General features: G+C 56.0%; 10 protein-coding genes. 5 read left to right on the top strand and 5 right to left on the bottom strand.

What is annotated here, in order from left to right; translation table 11 throughout:
* Positions 1-33: 33 nt before the first annotated feature.
* The 4 genes from leuS (at position 34) to VIR50_RS02310 (ending at position 6,734) form a co-directional block, all read left to right on the top strand.
* Positions 34-2,898 carry a leucine--tRNA ligase gene (gene leuS, locus VIR50_RS02325; protein WP_331933540.1) on the top strand — a complete coding sequence of 955 codons (2,865 nt, stop codon included), beginning with the start codon at positions 34-36 and terminating at the stop codon, positions 2,896-2,898.
* Positions 2,898-3,842 (top strand): YitT family protein, encoded by a 945-nt coding sequence (locus tag VIR50_RS02320; RefSeq protein WP_414703519.1) that lies wholly within the window; start codon positions 2,898-2,900, stop codon positions 3,840-3,842. The genes leuS and VIR50_RS02320 overlap by 1 nt, the downstream gene beginning before the upstream one ends.
* Positions 3,839-4,444, top strand: coding sequence for a non-canonical purine NTP diphosphatase (locus VIR50_RS02315; RefSeq protein WP_331933538.1), 606 nt, complete (start codon positions 3,839-3,841; stop codon positions 4,442-4,444). The genes VIR50_RS02320 and VIR50_RS02315 overlap by 4 nt, the downstream gene beginning before the upstream one ends.
* 283 nt (positions 4,445-4,727) lie before the next feature.
* Complete coding sequence (locus tag VIR50_RS02310; protein WP_331933537.1) at positions 4,728-6,734, top strand: type IX secretion system anionic LPS delivery protein PorZ; 2,007 nt, start codon at positions 4,728-4,730, stop codon at positions 6,732-6,734.
* A 139-nt stretch (positions 6,735-6,873) separates the two neighbouring features.
* On the opposite strand, the gene VIR50_RS02305 is transcribed toward VIR50_RS02310, so the two are convergent.
* Entirely contained in the window at positions 6,874-7,758 is an 885-nt protein-coding gene (locus VIR50_RS02305; protein WP_331933536.1) for a DMT family transporter, read from the bottom strand.
* 637 nt (positions 7,759-8,395) lie between these two features.
* Here VIR50_RS02305 and mutS point away from each other — a divergent pair.
* Positions 8,396-11,062 (top strand): DNA mismatch repair protein MutS, encoded by a 2,667-nt coding sequence (mutS, locus tag VIR50_RS02300; RefSeq protein WP_331933535.1) that lies wholly within the window; start codon positions 8,396-8,398, stop codon positions 11,060-11,062.
* Between the two features lie 301 nt (positions 11,063-11,363).
* Here mutS and VIR50_RS02295 read toward each other — a convergent pair whose 3' ends face one another.
* The 4 genes from VIR50_RS02295 to VIR50_RS02280 form a co-directional block, all read right to left on the bottom strand.
* Entirely contained in the window at positions 11,364-12,374 is a 1,011-nt protein-coding gene (locus VIR50_RS02295; protein WP_331933534.1) for a 2-oxoacid:ferredoxin oxidoreductase subunit beta, read from the bottom strand.
* Positions 12,375-12,471: 97 nt separating this feature from the next.
* A complete protein-coding gene (locus VIR50_RS02290) occupies positions 12,472-14,370 on the bottom strand; it encodes a 2-oxoacid:acceptor oxidoreductase subunit alpha (RefSeq protein ID WP_331933533.1) in 1,899 nt (632 codons plus the stop codon).
* Between the two features lie 94 nt (positions 14,371-14,464).
* Positions 14,465-15,061: a DUF4294 domain-containing protein gene (locus tag VIR50_RS02285; protein ID WP_331933567.1), complete on the bottom strand. Its 597-nt coding sequence runs from the start codon at positions 15,059-15,061 to the stop codon at positions 14,465-14,467.
* Between the two features lie 281 nt (positions 15,062-15,342).
* Positions 15,343-15,897 carry a four helix bundle suffix domain-containing protein gene (locus VIR50_RS02280; protein ID WP_331933566.1) on the bottom strand — a complete coding sequence of 185 codons (555 nt, stop codon included), beginning with the start codon at positions 15,895-15,897 and terminating at the stop codon, positions 15,343-15,345.
* Between the last annotated feature and the right edge of the window lie 86 nt (positions 15,898-15,983).

Raw genomic sequence — 15,983 nt, 5'->3', positions numbered from 1 at the left:
TCAAACGAAACAATTATAACTCAATCATAAACAATGGACTATAATTTCAGAGACATTGAGAAAAAATGGCAACAGCGGTGGGAGAACGACCAGACCTACCATGTTGAGGAAAACCCCGAGAAAAAGAAATTTTATGTGCTCAATATGTTCCCTTACCCATCAGGAGCCGGTCTCCACGTGGGTCATCCGCTGGGATACATAGCTTCGGACATTTATGCCCGCTACAAGCGACTGCGGGGATTCAATGTGCTCAACCCCATGGGATATGACGCCTACGGCCTGCCCGCCGAGCAGTATGCCATACAGACGGGCCAACATCCGGCCAAGACCACCGAGACCAATATCAACCGCTACCGCCAACAGCTCGACAAGATAGGTTTCAGCTTCGACTGGCAGCGCGAGGTGCGCACCTGCGATCCCGGCTATTACCATTGGACGCAGTGGGCTTTTGAGAAAATGTTTGACAGCTATTTCTGCAACACCTGCCAAAAGGCACGCCCCATCGCCGACCTTGTGGCCCATTTCGAGGCCCGCGGCACTGACGGGCTTGACGCCGCCCGGAGCGAGGAACTCTGCTTCACGGCCGCCGAGTGGCAGGCTATGAGCGAGGTGGAACAGCAGCGGGTGCTCATGAATTACCGCATTGCCTACCTCGGCGAGACCATGGTCAATTGGTGTCCGGGCTTGGGAACGGTGCTGGCAAACGACGAGGTTGTCGACGGCGTAAGCGAGCGCGGAGGCTATCCCGTGGTGCAGAAGAAAATGCAGCAGTGGTGCCTGCGCACGTCGGCCTACGCCGGACGATTGCTCGAAGGGCTCGAGACGGTCGACTGGACCGACTCGCTCAAGGAGACGCAACGCAACTGGATAGGTCGCTCGGAGGGTACCGAAATGCAGTTCAAAGTGGCCGGCAGCGACCGCCATTTCACCATTTTCACCACCCGTGCCGACACCATTTTCGGCGTTACCTTCATGGTATTGGCCCCCGAGTCGGAGCTGGTGGACGAGCTGACCACCGAGGAGCAGAAGGCCGAAGTGAGCGAGTACTTGGCTTATGTCAAGAAACGCACCGAGCTCGACCGTATCAGCGATCGCAAGGTAACGGGCGTGTTCAGCGGCAGCTATGCCGTCAACCCCTTCACGGGCGATAACATTCCCATCTGGATTTCCGAATATGTATTGGCCGGTTACGGCACGGGCGCCATCATGGCCGTGCCTGCCCACGACAGTAGGGACTATGCCTTTGCCCGCCATTTCGACCTGCCCATCGTGCCCCTTATCGAGGGTGCCGACGTGAGCGAGGAGAGCTTCGACGCCAAGGAAGGCACGGTGATGAACTCACCCAAGGCCGGCACGACGGCGCTCGACGGCTTCAGCCTGAACGGTATGACCGTGAAGGAGGCCATAGCGGCCACAAAGGAATTTGTCACCGCCCATCAGTTGGGCCGCGTAAAGGTGAACTACCGGCTTCGCGACGCCATTTTCTCACGCCAACGCTACTGGGGTGAGCCATTCCCCGTATATTATAAGGATGGCATGCCACGCATGATTCCCGAGGAATGTCTGCCCCTCGAGTTGCCCGACATCGAGACCTACAAGCCCACGGAGACGGGTGAGCCGCCCTTGGGACGTGCCAAGGTGTGGGCATGGGACGAGAAGAATAAGAAGGTAGTCGAGACCTCGCTCGTCGATAACAAGTCGGTATTCCGCTTGGAGCTCAATACCATGCCGGGATTTGCGGGCAGTTCGGCTTACTACCTGCGCTATATGGACGCCCGGAACGACAGCGCCCTCGTGGGCAAAGAGGCCGACGCGTACTGGCAGAACGTGGATTTGTACGTCGGAGGAACCGAACATGCCACGGGACACCTTATCTATAGTCGCTTTTGGAACAAGTTCTTGTTCGATTGTGGCGTAAGTTGCAAGGAGGAACCCTTCCAAAAGCTCGTCAACCAAGGTATGATCCAAGGCCGTTCCAACTTCGTTTACCGTGTCAACAGCGCCGCTGACGCCACCCCGGCCGACCACCCCGTGTTCGTTTCCGTGGGCCTGAAGGACGGTTATGACACCACGCCCATCCATGTCGACGTAAATATCGTGAGCAATGACGTGCTCGATCGCGACGCCTTCAAGGCTTGGCGACCCGAGTACAGCAACGCCGAGTTCATCTTGGAGAACGGCGTTTACAAGTGCGGATGGGCCATCGAGAAGATGAGCAAGAGCATGTTCAACGTCGTTAACCCCGATATGATCGTCGAGAAGTACGGCGCCGACACGCTCCGCTTGTACGAAATGTTCCTCGGTCCCGTTGAGGCCAGCAAGCCGTGGGACACCAACGGCATTGACGGTTGCCATCGGTTCCTGCGCAAGTTCTGGAATCTTTTCTTCGACAACCGTACCGGCGAGAGCGTCGTCAGCGACGAGGCACCCTCGAAGGACAGCCTGAAGAGCCTGCACAAACTCATCAAGAAGGTGACCGAAGACATCGAGAAATTCTCTTACAACACCTCTATCTCGGCCTTCATGATAGCCATTGGCGAGCTGGGGCAGCAGAAATGCCACAGTCGCTCGTTGCTTTCCGACCTCGTGGTGCTCATCGCTCCCTTCGCGCCGCACATCGCCGAGGAGCTGTGGGAGCACTTGGGACAGGCCGGAAGCGTATGCGACGCCACATGGCCCGTATGGAATGAGGCCTATCTTACCGAGAACGAGATGCAGCTTACCGTGAGTTTCAACGGTAAGGCCCGCTATCAGAAGCTCCTGCCCGTCGACGCCCCGAACGAGGAAATACAGCAGGCGGTGCTCAATGATGAGCGAAGCGCCAAGTACTTGGAGGGCAAAACCATCGTGAAAGTAATCATCGTACCACGTAAAATCGTTAATATTGTCATCAAATGATGCGCCAATTGCAAATTTGGAATGAGGTAAAGGACTATATGTTCATAGCCCTTGGCCTGCTTATGTACACTGTGGCATTCACCGTTTTTCTAATGCCTTATCAGATAGTGGCCGGCGGCGTGACCGGTCTTGCGGCCATTATCTACTATGCCACGGGCTTTCGTATAGAAAACACGTACATCATCATCAACCTCGCGCTGCTCGTCGTGGCGCTCAAGGTATTGGGTCTGAAGTTCATGATGAAGACCATCTTCGCTATTTTCACGCTCTATTTCATGCTCATGATAGCGCAGGACATCATTCCGAAACAGCCCAACGGCTTGCCCGTCAAGCTGCTGGGTGAGGGTCAGGACTTCATGTCGATGGTCATAGGATGTGTCATCACGGGTGTGGCCTTGGCCACGGTGTTCCTTCATAATGGTTCCACGGGAGGCACGGACATCATCGCCGCCTCCATCAACAAGTACCACAACGTGTCGTTGGGTACCGTCCTGATCGCCGTCGACTTCTGTATCATCGGCAGTTGTATGTTCATTCCCTCGTTCGGAACCTATATCGAGCGGGCCCATAAGGTGATGTTCGGTTTGTGTGTGATGACGCTCGAGAACTTCTCGCTCGACTATGTGATGAACGCCCGCCGAGAGTCGGTGCAGTTCATGATATTCTCTCGCAAGTTCGCGGAGATAGCCGACGAGATCGGAACGCAGATGAATCACGGCGTAACCATACTCGATGGCCACGGATGGTACACCGGTCAGGACGTCAAAGTGCTGTGCGTATTAGCCAAGAAGCACGAGAGCACGGAGATATTCCGCCTCATTAAGATGATCGACCCCAACGCTTTCGTCAGCCAGAGCAGCGTCATCGGCGTGTACGGTGAGGGCTTCGACGAAATGAAAGTGAAGATAAAGAAGAAGAAAATCAAAGAATTAGCCGAGAAATGAAGATAGTTTTCGCCACCAACAACGCGCATAAGCTCGATGAGATAAGGCAAATCTTGGGCCCGCAGTTCGAGATTGTGTCGCTCAAAGACATTGGTTGCCACGTCGACATCCCCGAAACGGGCGATACTTTGGAGGAAAATGCCCGGCAGAAGGCCCAATACGTGTTCATCCATTACGGCCTTGACTGCTTCGCCGACGACACCGGACTCGAGGTGGAGGCCCTTGGTGGCGCCCCGGGAGTGCACAGCGCACGCTACGCCGAGGGCACCGACCACGACAGCAGGGCCAATATGGCCAAGCTGTTGCGTGAAATGGAGGGGCGTGAAAACCGCGGCGCCCGTTTCCGCACGGTCATTTCGCTTCTCTGCCACGACGCTTCCAATCCCTCACAGCCCCGTGAATATCGGTTCGAGGGCATTGTCAACGGCCGTATCGGCACCGCTCCGCAAGGCGAGGGGGGCTTTGGTTACGATCCCGTTTTTATTCCTGAAGACCATAACGAGAGCTTCGCCCAATTGGGTGAAGCCATCAAGAACACCATCAGTCATCGTGCCCGGGCCGTCCGTAAGTTAGCGGAGCATTTGCGGCAGGGCCAACGATGAGGGGCGGCGGAGCCGCAGGTGAAGGGGGCAAGAGCCCCCGTTGTCAGGTTGAGGGGTTGAGAGGATGAATAGTTTCCTTTAAAAGCGTGTGGCGGCGGAGCCACCATTGTTGAGTAATTTGTCAGACCGGTCGGACCTGTCAGACTTGTCCGACAAGTCCGATGATATTAAAGCCTCGCCCCGCTACCACCTCATTAGCCACAACTCCCAACTCTTTTTGATTAAGCAAATAACTCGTTAACTCGTCAACTCGTATCTTGTCAACTTATTAACTCGTATCTGAATGAGGATAAGACTATTGATTATGGCCATCATGATGTGGGCCGGTGGATGGGCGACTGTCGGCCGGGCACAGACAGGCACGTGGCAAATGTATCAGGCGTATCACGAGGTAAAGGAGATAGCCAAGGCCCATCAGCGGGTGTATGTGCTGGCCTCGGGAGGACTGTATGTCTACAATGAGGCCGACGAAAGCCTGCAAACATTCGACAAGACCACGGGACTGACCGACAGCGGCATAGCCCATATAGGCTACAACAAGGCGGCCGGGCGGCTGGTTATCGTGTATGAAAACCAAAATATCGACCTCATGGATGACCAAGGGGCCGTCATCAACATCAGCGCTTACCACTCGGCGACCCTCACGGAGGACAAAACGGTGAACCACATCGCCATGGCGGGCGACCATGCGCTGCTCAGTACGGGCTTCGGACTGTTGAGGATTAACGTGCGCAAGGCCGAGATCAGTGCCACCTACAAGCTGGGATTCAGGATAAACTATTGCTACACAACGGATAAGAACATCTATGCCGCCGGTGAGGAAGCGGGCTTGTACGAGGCGCCCTTGACCGCCAATTTGAACGATAAGAGCGCATGGAAACGGGTAAGCGACTACCAAAAGCCCGCCGCAACAGTGGACGAGGCCCTCTTGGAACGCATCAAGCGATTGCAGCCCGGCGGCCCCCGGTCGAATCGTTTTTATGAGATAAAATTTTCCGATGGCCGTCTTTATGGCGTGGCAGGGGGCTTCAATTACCTTACCGACGACCTTACGCCGGGACGGGTGCAGGTGATGGACGTCACCACGGGCACATGGTCGGTTTATGACGAGGCCGTAAAGGAGAAGACGGGCATACCTTATGTAGCGGCATTGTCGCTGGCCCTCGACCCCATTCGGCCGGGCCGGGCGTTCGTGGCGGCACGGAGCGGGCTGTTCGAGTTTGATAACGGCACCGTCGTCCACGCCCACAACAGTACCAACAGCCTGCTCACCACCTTGGTGAACGAGCGCTACACCATCATTCCCGGCCTTACCTTCGACGCCACGGGCAGCCTATGGTTCCTCAATTGTTACTCGCCCAACCGCAACCTGATGGAAATCAAACCCTCGGGTGAGTGGGTATCGCATTTCAAGCAAGAGCTGATGGACGCCGACCACAGCCTATATTTCATGCGCAACGCGTTCTTCGACAGCCGCGGGTTGCTGTGGTTTGTCAACGACCATTGGTCCGTTCCCTCCATCATCTGCTACGACCCGCGGGCCGACAAGGTGAGGGTTGTCAGCCGTTTCACCAATACCGATGGCAACAGCTTGGCCGTGAACTACGTCCATTGCGCCGTGGAGGACATGGACGGACGGCTGTGGATAGGCACCAACGTGGGTCCGCTGGTCCTGCCCGCCTTGCCGCTGACCGATGGCGACCCGATGTTTGAGCAAGTGAAAGTGGCCCGCAACGACGGCACTACCACGGCCGACTACCTCTTGGGGGGCGTCGACATCACGGCCATGGCTGTGGATGGGGCCAACAGAAAATGGATGGGGACGAACGGAAACGGCGTGTATCTCATCGGAAGCGACAACACCGAGGAGATTCATCACTTCACCAAGGCCAACAGTCCCTTGCCTTCGGACAACATAACGTCCATCGCCATCGACGGCGCCACGGGCAACGTGTACTTCGCCACGGACAAAGGGCTCTGCTCTTATCGGGCCGACGCCACCAGCTCAGCCGAGAATATGACGGCCGAAACGGTGTATGCCTTCCCCAATCCCGTAGCGCCCGACTACACCGGGCCCATCACCGTGCGGGGACTGACGGCCGACGCCGACGTGAAAATTGTCACCTCATCGGGCCACCTCGTCTATCAGGGTCGCAGCAATGGCGGCACCTTCACGTGGCCGGGCCTCGATAGCCGCGGCTGCCGTGTGCCCTCCGGGGTTTATTCAGTGCTTACCGCCACCAGCGATGGAAAGAAAGGAGTGGTGTGCAGGGTAGCAGTGGTGAGGTAGGCGGCATAGCCGCAGTAGTAAAGTTGGGAGGTCTGGGAGGATGAATGGTTAGTTTTGGAGTAGTAGGGGCGGCACAGCCGCCCTATGGGCGGTAGCCATCCGACTAGTCGGACCCGTCTGACCGGCCCGACCCGTCTGACTAAGAGCGCCGAGGCTGTGCCACGTACGCGCTCAGCAGCACCAAGATGAGGGCCACGGGCTTGTCCCACGTGAGGACATCCTGCATGAGGGCGATGGCCACGAGGGAGGCGACGATGGGCTGGAGATTGGTGTAAATGCTGACGGTCGTGGCCTCGAGATAGCGCATGGCGAAGGGGATGGCGAAATAGCCGGCCACGGTGGCGAAGATGACGATGAAGCCCATTTCGAGCAAACCGTCCCATTGGGTGGCGGAGGAGTAGAGGGGCGCCGTGAGGAGATCGTTCCATGAGAAGGGCAGCACGGCCACCGTGGAAACGAGGAACACCCATTTCATCTGCGTCACGGCGGTGTAGCGGGTCGATACCTTGCGGGTGATGATGAGGTAGACGGCCCATGTGAGCAGGCTCAAAATGGTGAGGCCTATGCCCAGCAAGTCGTTGGTGCCGCGGCCGCCCTGCCATCCCATGAGCACCATGAGCATGGCACCGGCTATGCCGATGAGCACGGCGATAATGCCGCGGGTGGTCATTTTCTCACCTATCATGAGTGAGGCGCACACCATTGTGGCCACGGGGGTGAGGGTGGCGATGAGCGAAAAGTAAACGGGGGTGGTGTAGGTGAGGGCCCAAGCGGTGAGGGTTTGCGACACGACGAAGCCCAGCAGGCCGCCCAACATGATGACGATGAGGTCGTGACGGCTCACCTTTTCCTTGGGCATGAACAAGGAGATGAGCCAAAAAATGGCGGCCGCGCCGATGCAGCGGGTGACCATGTAGCCCATGGGCGATACCCATTTGTCGAGCAGGAGTTTGGTTACCGGGACGCCGAGTCCGAAAATAATGTTGGCCATGAGTACGGCCATGTGGGCAGGAAGGGTTTTCATAATGATAATTTTTTGGGTTGTGGGGGCGGCAAGGCCGTGGCGGCCCGTACCCGGAACCGCAGTTGTGAAGGTGAGGAGTTGGGCGGATGAAGGGGTGGTTTTGCGGGGATAGCGGGGCTTTTGGCCTCCTATTTTCCGGAAAAGTCTTCGGACCGGTCGGACAAGTCTGACCAATCGGACCGGTCCGACGGCTGATGAAAACTGGTCAGAGGACAACCATAGCCGGTATGAGGATAGCGGCGCACCCTCTTCATGCTACTTGTTTACTCGCTAACTTGTATCTCATTAACTAAAACTATCAACTTGTTTACTTGTCAACTCGTAGCTCGTCAACTTGTCAAACGCCGGCTGCAAAGGTACAATAAAAAAGAAAGAGAGGGAAGGAAATAGGCATAGAAAGAGGAAGAAAGGGGCTTTTGGGAGGAGAAAGGGTACGATTTAGCGAGGTAATAGGGCTGCTATTATCCTGATTTTGCTATCTAAAAAAGCCTTAAAATCTTTGACAATCACGTGATTTTACGTAATTTTGCTGTTCACCAAAGAATGAGATACATAGCATTGGAGGGTTGTGGATTGACGGAGGAAAATGATTTTGCGAGGCTCCGCACAACCCCTATATTTCCTAAAAAATAATCCTATGGCAACAAGCGATAAGGGCCTTACGCCCATGATGAAACAGTTTTTCTCGATGAAAGATAAACATCCTGACGCCGTATTGCTGTTTCGTTGTGGCGACTTTTATGAGACCTATGGTCACGACGCCGTCATTGCTGCCTCTATTTTGGGTATCACTCTCACCAAACGTAATAACGGAGGACTGAGCGGGGAGACCGAAATGGCGGGATTTCCCCACCATGCGCTCGACACGTATTTGCCCAAACTCATCAGGGCCGGACGGCGTGTGGCCATCTGCGACCAGCTGGAGGACCCCAAGAAAAAGCGGCAGGAGATAAAAGGAAAGCGCGGACTGACCGAGATGGATAAGATGGTGAAGCGCGGCATTACGGAGCTGGTGACGCCGGGAGTGGCCATGAGCGATAATGTATTGAATTACAAGGAGAACAACTTTTTGGCCGCCGTGCACTTTGGTAAGGGAGCTTGCGGCGTGAGCTTCCTCGATATTTCGACCGGCGAATTCCTCACCGGGGAGGGCACATACGATTATGTGGAGAAACTGCTGGGCAACTTCATGCCCAAGGAAGTGCTCTATGAGCGCAGCCACAAGCAGGATTTTGAGCGCAATTTCGGCCAACGCTACTGTGTGTTTGAAATGGATGAGTGGGTATTTACCGACCAAAACGCACGGCAGAAACTGTTGAAACATTTTGGCACAAAGAGTCTCAAGGGCTTTGGCGTGGAACATTTGAAGAGTGGAATCATCGCCAGCGGCGCCATCATGCAGTATCTGGAAATCACCCAACATACGCACATCAACCACATCACGTCGCTCTCACGCATTGAGGAAGAGAAATATGTGCGCCTCGACAAGTTCACCATTCGCTCCTTGGAGCTGCTCCACACGATGCAGGACGATGGCGCCTCGCTGCTCAATGTCATCGACAGGACGGCCACGCCGATGGGTGGCAGAATGTTGCGGCGGTGGCTTGTGTTCCCGCTGAAGGACGTGAAGCCCGTCAACGATAGGCTCGACGTGGTGGAATATTTCTTCCGCCATCCCGATTTCAGGCAGCGCATAGACGAGGAGTTCCACCGTGTGGGCGACTTGGAGCGTATCATTTCCAAGGTGGCCGTGGGCCGTGTGTCGCCCCGTGAGGTCGTTCAGTTGAAGCTGGCGCTGCGTGCCATCCGGCCCATCAAGCTGGCCTGCCTTCATGCCGAGGACGAAACGCTGCGCCACATCGGCGAACAGTTCAACCTATGTGAGAGCCTCCGCGACCGCATAGAGAAGGAAATACAGCCCGACCCGCCACAGTTGGTCAACAAAGGTGACGTGATAGCCGACGGTTACAGTACCGAGCTGGACGAGCTGCGGGCCATCAGTCGCCACGGAAAGGACTACCTGCTCCGCATACAAGAGGCCGAGGTAGAGCGTACGGGCATAACAAGTCTGAAGGTGGGGTTCAACAACGTCTTCGGCTATTACTTGGAAGTGCGCAACGCTTTCAAGGACCGCGTGCCCGAGGAGTGGATTCGCAAGCAGACACTGGCGCAGGCCGAGCGCTACATCACGCAGGAACTGAAGGAATACGAGGAGAAGATTCTCGGGGCCGACGAGAAGATATTGGCCCTCGAGGCGTCGCTCTTCAATGAGCTGGTGATGGCCATGCAGGAATTCATTCCGCAGATACAAATCAACGCCACGCTCGTGGCGAGGCTCGACTGCCTGCTCTCTTTCGCCAAGATTTCGGAGGAAAATCGCTACGTGCGCCCCGTTATCGACGACAGCGAGGTGCTCGACATACGCCAAGGACGCCATCCCGTCATCGAGACCCAACTGCCCGTGGGCGATCGTTATGTGCCCAACGACGTGTATCTCGACACCGAGAAACAGCAGATTATGATGATAACGGGACCTAACATGGCCGGTAAGTCAGCCTTGCTGCGCCAAACGGCCCTCATCGTCCTGCTGGCCCAAGTGGGTTGTTTCGTGCCCGCTGAGAGCGCCCGGGTAGGATTGGTCGACAAGATATTTACCCGTGTGGGTGCCAGCGACAATATCTCGCTGGGCGAGTCCACGTTCATGGTGGAAATGACCGAGGCCGCCAACATCCTCAACAACGTGTCCGAGAAGAGCCTCGTGCTCTTTGACGAGCTGGGACGGGGCACGAGTACCTACGACGGAATCAGCATAGCGTGGGCCATCGTGGAGTATCTGCACGAGAATCCCCGGGCCGGCGCCCGCACGCTCTTTGCCACCCACTACCATGAACTCAACGAAATGGAAAAGAATTTCACGCGTATCAAGAACTACAACGTGAGCGTGAAGGAGGTCGATGGCAAGGTGATATTCCTTCGCAAGCTCATGCGGGGCGGCAGCGAGCACAGTTTCGGTATCCACGTGGCCGAGATTGCGGGCATGCCGAGGTCCATCGTGAAGCGCTCGAACATCATCCTGCGTGAGCTGGAGGCCGACAATGCCGGCGTGGGACGTGCCGGACGACCCGACACTACCAAGATAACCGACCATGGGAGTGGCATGGAGCTGAGCTTCTTCCAGCTCGATGACCCCGTGCTGGCCCAAATTCGTGACGAGATTCTTGAGCTCGACGTCAACCGGCTTACCCCCATCGAGGCCCTCAACAAGCTCAACGACATCAAGAAAATACTGAAAGGAGGAGCGTAGGCGGCAGAGCCGCCGTTGTGAGGTTGGGGAGGTGGCCCCTATCATGGTCGAACCCGTCGGACCGGTCTGATGGGTTCGATTAGTCGGAAGGCCGGCTTTTGCCGGCTAAAAGGCTAACGCTCCATGGGGCGAAAGCTATTAATTAAGGTGTAAAAACAAAGTACCGATGGCACGATTTTGTGCCATCGGTACTTTCTTTTGGTAGATATGGGTTTACTCTTTAGCCTCCTTCTTATCATTAGGAGGCTTTCTTTTCTTTCCCCTTTTCCCTCCTTCTTATTATTAGGAGGGCTTTTTCTTTTTATTCTTTCACCTCCCAAATATCGTTGGTCTCAAGGAGTTCCATGAAATTGTGGTAGGGTTTCTTGGCTTTTACCTCCTCTATCTGGGCGTTGACAGCATCGTCGTAGGTGGGCGCTTCCACGTCGCGGATGATTCCCAAGGCCACGGGGAAACCGTGCTCGTTATCCATCATGGCGAGTTTTAGCTGCAATGTGTCGTCCTGACAGTGGGCGTCGTGGATGAGGATGTCGTCGAGGGTGACGCCGTTCTCGCCTATCTTGACCACCTTCAGGCCGAAACCTTCCTGCATGAGGCCGTACTCATTGTTCTCACCAAAGACCAATGGCTTGCCATGTTCCACGTAGATGGCGTTCTTGCGGCGGCCTTCCTTGTTGTAGATGGGATCGTAACAACCGTTGTTGAAGATGACGCAGTTTTGCAGAATCTCGCACACCGACGCTCCCTTATGCCGATAGGCGGCTTGCAGGATGTACTCCGTTTCCTTGCCATCGGTGGCTACCGATCGGGCGAAGAAGCGGCCGCGGGCACCGAAACACAACTCGGCGGGGCGGAAGGGGTCCTCCACGGTGCCGTAGGGGCTCGACTTCGACACGAAGCCACGGGGGCTCGTGGGGCTGTACTGGCCTTTGGTGAGACCGTAGATGCGGTTGTTGAGCAAGATGATATTGATGTCTACGTTGCGGCGCATGGCGTGGATGAAATGGTTGCCGCCAATGGCGAGGCCGTCGCCGTCGCCACTTATCTGCCACACGGTGAGCTCCGGATTGGCCACTTTCAGTCCTGTGGCCACGGCAGCGGCCCGTCCGTGGATGGTCTGCATGGCATAAGTGTTGACGTAATAGGGCAATCGGCTGGAGCAACCGATACCACTGATGACGGCGGTCTCATAAGGTGGAACGCCTATTTCGGCCATTGCCTTTTGCAGGCTGGCCAAGAAGAAATGGTCACCACAGCCGGGGCACCAGCGGGGCTGACCTTTTTTATAATCTTGTGCTGTATATTCACTCATGGTTTTTATCGCTTCTAATGTGTAGAATAGATGGGGTTAAGGGCTTCGGTGGCCGATGGGCGGGGCATGGAAGCGGCGCCGGGCCTACCGAAAAGCGTTAGTAGATGACACGGTTCTCGAAGGTTCCACCCACGTGGTCCTCGCACTTGGCACGGAGAATCTTCTCGAAGCCGGTTACCAATTCGCTGACGTTGAAAGGTTGTCCCTTTACCTGATTGTACTGATAGGGGGCAAACTCGTTGATACGTATGCGGAGCAGGGCGGCGAATTGTCCGAGATTCTGCTCGGCCACGACCACCTTCTTGTAGCGCAGCAGCACGTCGGCGGTGTTCTTGGGCAATGGGTTTACATATTTAAACTGTGCCAATGCCACCTTGTGACCTTCCTTCCGAAGCTCTTCCATGGCCGTGAAGAGATGGCCGTAGGTCGATCCGAAGCCCACGATAAGCAGGTCGGCGTCGTCCTTGTCGCCCTGAACTTCAACGTCGGGCACCTCTATCTTGGCCACTTTTTCAAAGCGCAGGTGGTCCATACGGTCGTGGTTCTCGGGTTCGGTGGATATGGCGCCGGTCTCACCGTCCTTTTCCAATCCGCCGAGAATGTGGGTAAAGCCCTCTTGTCCGGGGCGTGCCCAGTAGCGCACGTGGGTTTCGGGGTCGCGCTGGTAGGGCGTGTATTTGTATTTCTGTTCCTCTTTTACGTAGTGGGGATGTATCTCCGGCAGGGCATTAATGTCGGGCAGACGCCATGCCGATGAGCCGTTGGCGATGAAAGCGTCGGTGAGGAGCACCACAGGCGTAAGGTGTTCGAGGGCCATCTTGGCTGCCATGAACGCCGCGTCGAAGCAATCGGTGGGGCTGGTGGCGGCAATGACGGGCATGGGGCTCTCGCCGTTGCGACCGTAGAGCACCTGAAGCAGGTCGGTCTGCTCGCTCTTTGTGGGCAGACCCGTTGACGGTCCGCCTCGCTGAACGTCGATGATGACGAGCGGCAGCTCATCGATGACCGCCAGATTGATGGCCTCACTCTTCAGGCAAATGCCCGGTCCGGAGGTCGAGGTGGCTGCCAAGGCGCCCGCGAAGGCTGCTCCCACGGCGCTGGCGCAGCCCGATATTTCGTCTTCGCACTGTACCGTGATGACGCCGCACGACTTATGCTTGGCCAACTCGTGGAGGATGTCGGTGGCGGGGGTGATGGGGTAGGAGCCCAAGAAGAGCTTGAGGCCGGCTCGTTCGGCCGCCGCGATGAGTCCGTAGGCCGTGGCTTTGTTGCCGGTTATATCCATGTAGCGGCCGGGTGTCTTGGTCTTGCTGTCGATGCGGTAGGTGGCGGGCACGCTGGCGTGTACGTTGTGGCCGTAATCGTAGCCCGCGTTGACCACCTTAATGTTGTTCTCGGCTATCTGTGGCTTCTTGGCGAACTTGTCGCGGAGGAAGTTCTCGACGAGACTGAGGTCTCTGTTGAACAGCCAGCACACGATACCGAGGGCAAACATGTTGCGGCTTTTGAGGATGGTTTTGTTGTCCATGCCGCTGTCGGCGAGGCAATCTTTCACCATGGAGGTGATGGGGCAGGCCACGACACGGTCTTGATCGATTCCCATTTCCTGCAGGTAATCATCGCTGTGGAACTCCGCTTTCTTCAGGTCATTGGGCCCGAAGCTGTCCGTGTCGATGATGATGGTGGCCTGTGGCTTGGCATGTTTGTACTGTGTCTTGAGCGCCGCGGCGTTCATGGCCACCAAAACATCGCACTTGTCGCCCGGCGTATAGACGCGGCCTTGCCCAATGTGGACTTGAAATCCTGACACGCCGGTGAGCGAGCCTTGCGGGGCTCGTATGTCGGCAGGGTAGTCGGGGAACGTGGAGATACCGTTTCCTACGGTTGCGGAAACTGTTGAGAAAATGTTACCGGCCAGCTGCATGCCATCGCCGGAATCGCCAGAGAATCTTACTACGACTTGCTCCAGCTCTTTTACTTCGAGCTCTTCAGCCATTTTATGTGTTTTTTCGGTTTATGTAGTAATGTGTTTGAATTGTCAACAAAGTTATATAAAAAAGGTAACCCGCCAAAGAAAAGGCGGGTTATTTTTATAACTGACCCGCTTCTACTTGGCGCACGATGCGCTCGGTGATACGGTCTACGCCGTCGGGGTCGTACTTTTTGGCCAGCGAGGCGCCGAAAGTCCAAGCGAAAGCCTGCCAAAATCCGGCCCTCACGGGGCCCAAGATGGCTTGCAGGGTGCCATAGGCGGAGCTGCCACACTCGCGGTAGACGAGCTTTATCAGGAGCTTTCCCTGCGTGTAGGTGAGCTTCTTCATGCGGGGCGTATATTCCTGCTTAATGCTTTTCTCCACGTATTTAAGATGGGCGTCGCGGGCCTGCTTGTTGGGCAGTGTTTGCAGGTAGTCATAGGTTTCGATGATGATTTGGTTGACTTCCTTGGCGATGGGCAACACTTTTTTCACGTTCATGACGAGTCGGTTGAATGTTTGTCGCTGCTCCGCGCTGCTGAACTGTGGCTTGGGATAGCACCACACGTCGTTCAGCTCCACGTATTGTATGGAGTCGCCTTGGTCGAGCACTTTTCCTACTTTGACCATTGGCACGAACGTGGGGCGGTCGATGTCGACCTCACGGTCCTCGGGATTGACGTGGCCGGGCCGCTCGTCAGGGGCTTGGGCCATGGCCCCGAGGGCGAATAAGGGCAGCAGTGCCGCTATCGTCATGATTCTTTTTATCATCGCATCTGTCCTATGATTGGGGCAAAGATAAGACAATTAGCCGAAATCGTCAAAGATTTTGGTGGATTTTGAAGGCTCTTGAGGGAATCAGACCGGTCTGACTAGTCGGACCGGTTGGACCAATCCGAGGTTGGCAGATGGCCTATTGGGTTGAGAGCATGGCTCTTTGGTCGGACGGGTCGGACCAATCCGACCCGTCTGAGGCACAACCTGCCCGCTAAGCCCTACCCTCTTTCCCTCCTGCTTTGCAGCCGTGCACGGGTCATCTGCTCCCTGACGCCCCCTTCTTTGAGGAACATTTCCTGCTGGCGGAGGATGAGTTTGCGGAGCATGTAGGTAGTTTGGTGGATGAGGGTCAGGCATAGGTTGGCCATTTCCTCGTCCGTCAGGCGGGGCAGCAGCCGTGGATATTCGCTTGCTATGCGGTCACCGGCGGTATAGGCCCTCATGGCTTGGCAGCGGGGGTGGGAGGATGACCATATCGGTTTGGCCCTCACGCGCAGATAGTCCTCGTAATCGATGAGCAATTCCTCGAGGCTTGCCTTGGCCACATTGGTCAGCTTCATTTCCGTTTCGGCCGAGGTGGTGGCGGCCTCGCTGCCTTCGGCGATGTTCTGTTTACCCGAGCGGGCGGCTTGTATCATTTGGTCGACGGTGCGGTCGCCCTTTTGCAGGAAGTGGGTGGCAAAATAATAGGTGATGTCGTAGATAATGGTGGCTGCCCGGTAGGATCGGAGTCGGCGGTAGCCTCCTTTCTGTTGGAGAAATGCTTCGCTCATGGTGAAATCCTTAAGATTATTTTGCAAATTAACCGTTTTTGAGGGATAACGAGGGCGCCCCGTGCGTTAAAAAAGGCTAAGCGGTG

This window comes from Prevotella sp., from assembly GCF_036570325.1.
Taxonomy (GTDB): domain Bacteria; phylum Bacteroidota; class Bacteroidia; order Bacteroidales; family Bacteroidaceae; genus Prevotella.
This window is presented reverse-complemented; position numbering and strand designations above follow the sequence as displayed.

Bases quoted from the DNA above. Each gene is read 5' to 3' on its own strand.
- VIR50_RS02285 (WP_331933567.1), bottom strand. From the start codon at position 15,061: ATGGCCCAAGCCCCTGACGAGCGGCCCGGCCACGTCAATCCCGAGGAC.
- mutS (WP_331933535.1), top strand. From the start codon at position 8,396: ATGGCAACAAGCGATAAGGGCCTTACGCCCATGATGAAACAGTTTTTC.
- VIR50_RS02290 (WP_331933533.1), bottom strand. From the start codon at position 14,370: ATGGCTGAAGAGCTCGAAGTAAAAGAGCTGGAGCAAGTCGTAGTAAGA.
- VIR50_RS02280 (WP_331933566.1), bottom strand. From the start codon at position 15,897: ATGAGCGAAGCATTTCTCCAACAGAAAGGAGGCTACCGCCGACTCCGA.
- VIR50_RS02310 (WP_331933537.1), top strand. From the start codon at position 4,728: ATGAGGATAAGACTATTGATTATGGCCATCATGATGTGGGCCGGTGGA.
- VIR50_RS02315 (WP_331933538.1), top strand. From the start codon at position 3,839: ATGAAGATAGTTTTCGCCACCAACAACGCGCATAAGCTCGATGAGATA.
- VIR50_RS02305 (WP_331933536.1), bottom strand. From the start codon at position 7,758: ATGAAAACCCTTCCTGCCCACATGGCCGTACTCATGGCCAACATTATT.
- VIR50_RS02320 (WP_414703519.1), top strand. From the start codon at position 2,898: ATGCGCCAATTGCAAATTTGGAATGAGGTAAAGGACTATATGTTCATA.
- VIR50_RS02295 (WP_331933534.1), bottom strand. From the start codon at position 12,374: ATGAGTGAATATACAGCACAAGATTATAAAAAAGGTCAGCCCCGCTGG.
- leuS (WP_331933540.1), top strand. From the start codon at position 34: ATGGACTATAATTTCAGAGACATTGAGAAAAAATGGCAACAGCGGTGG.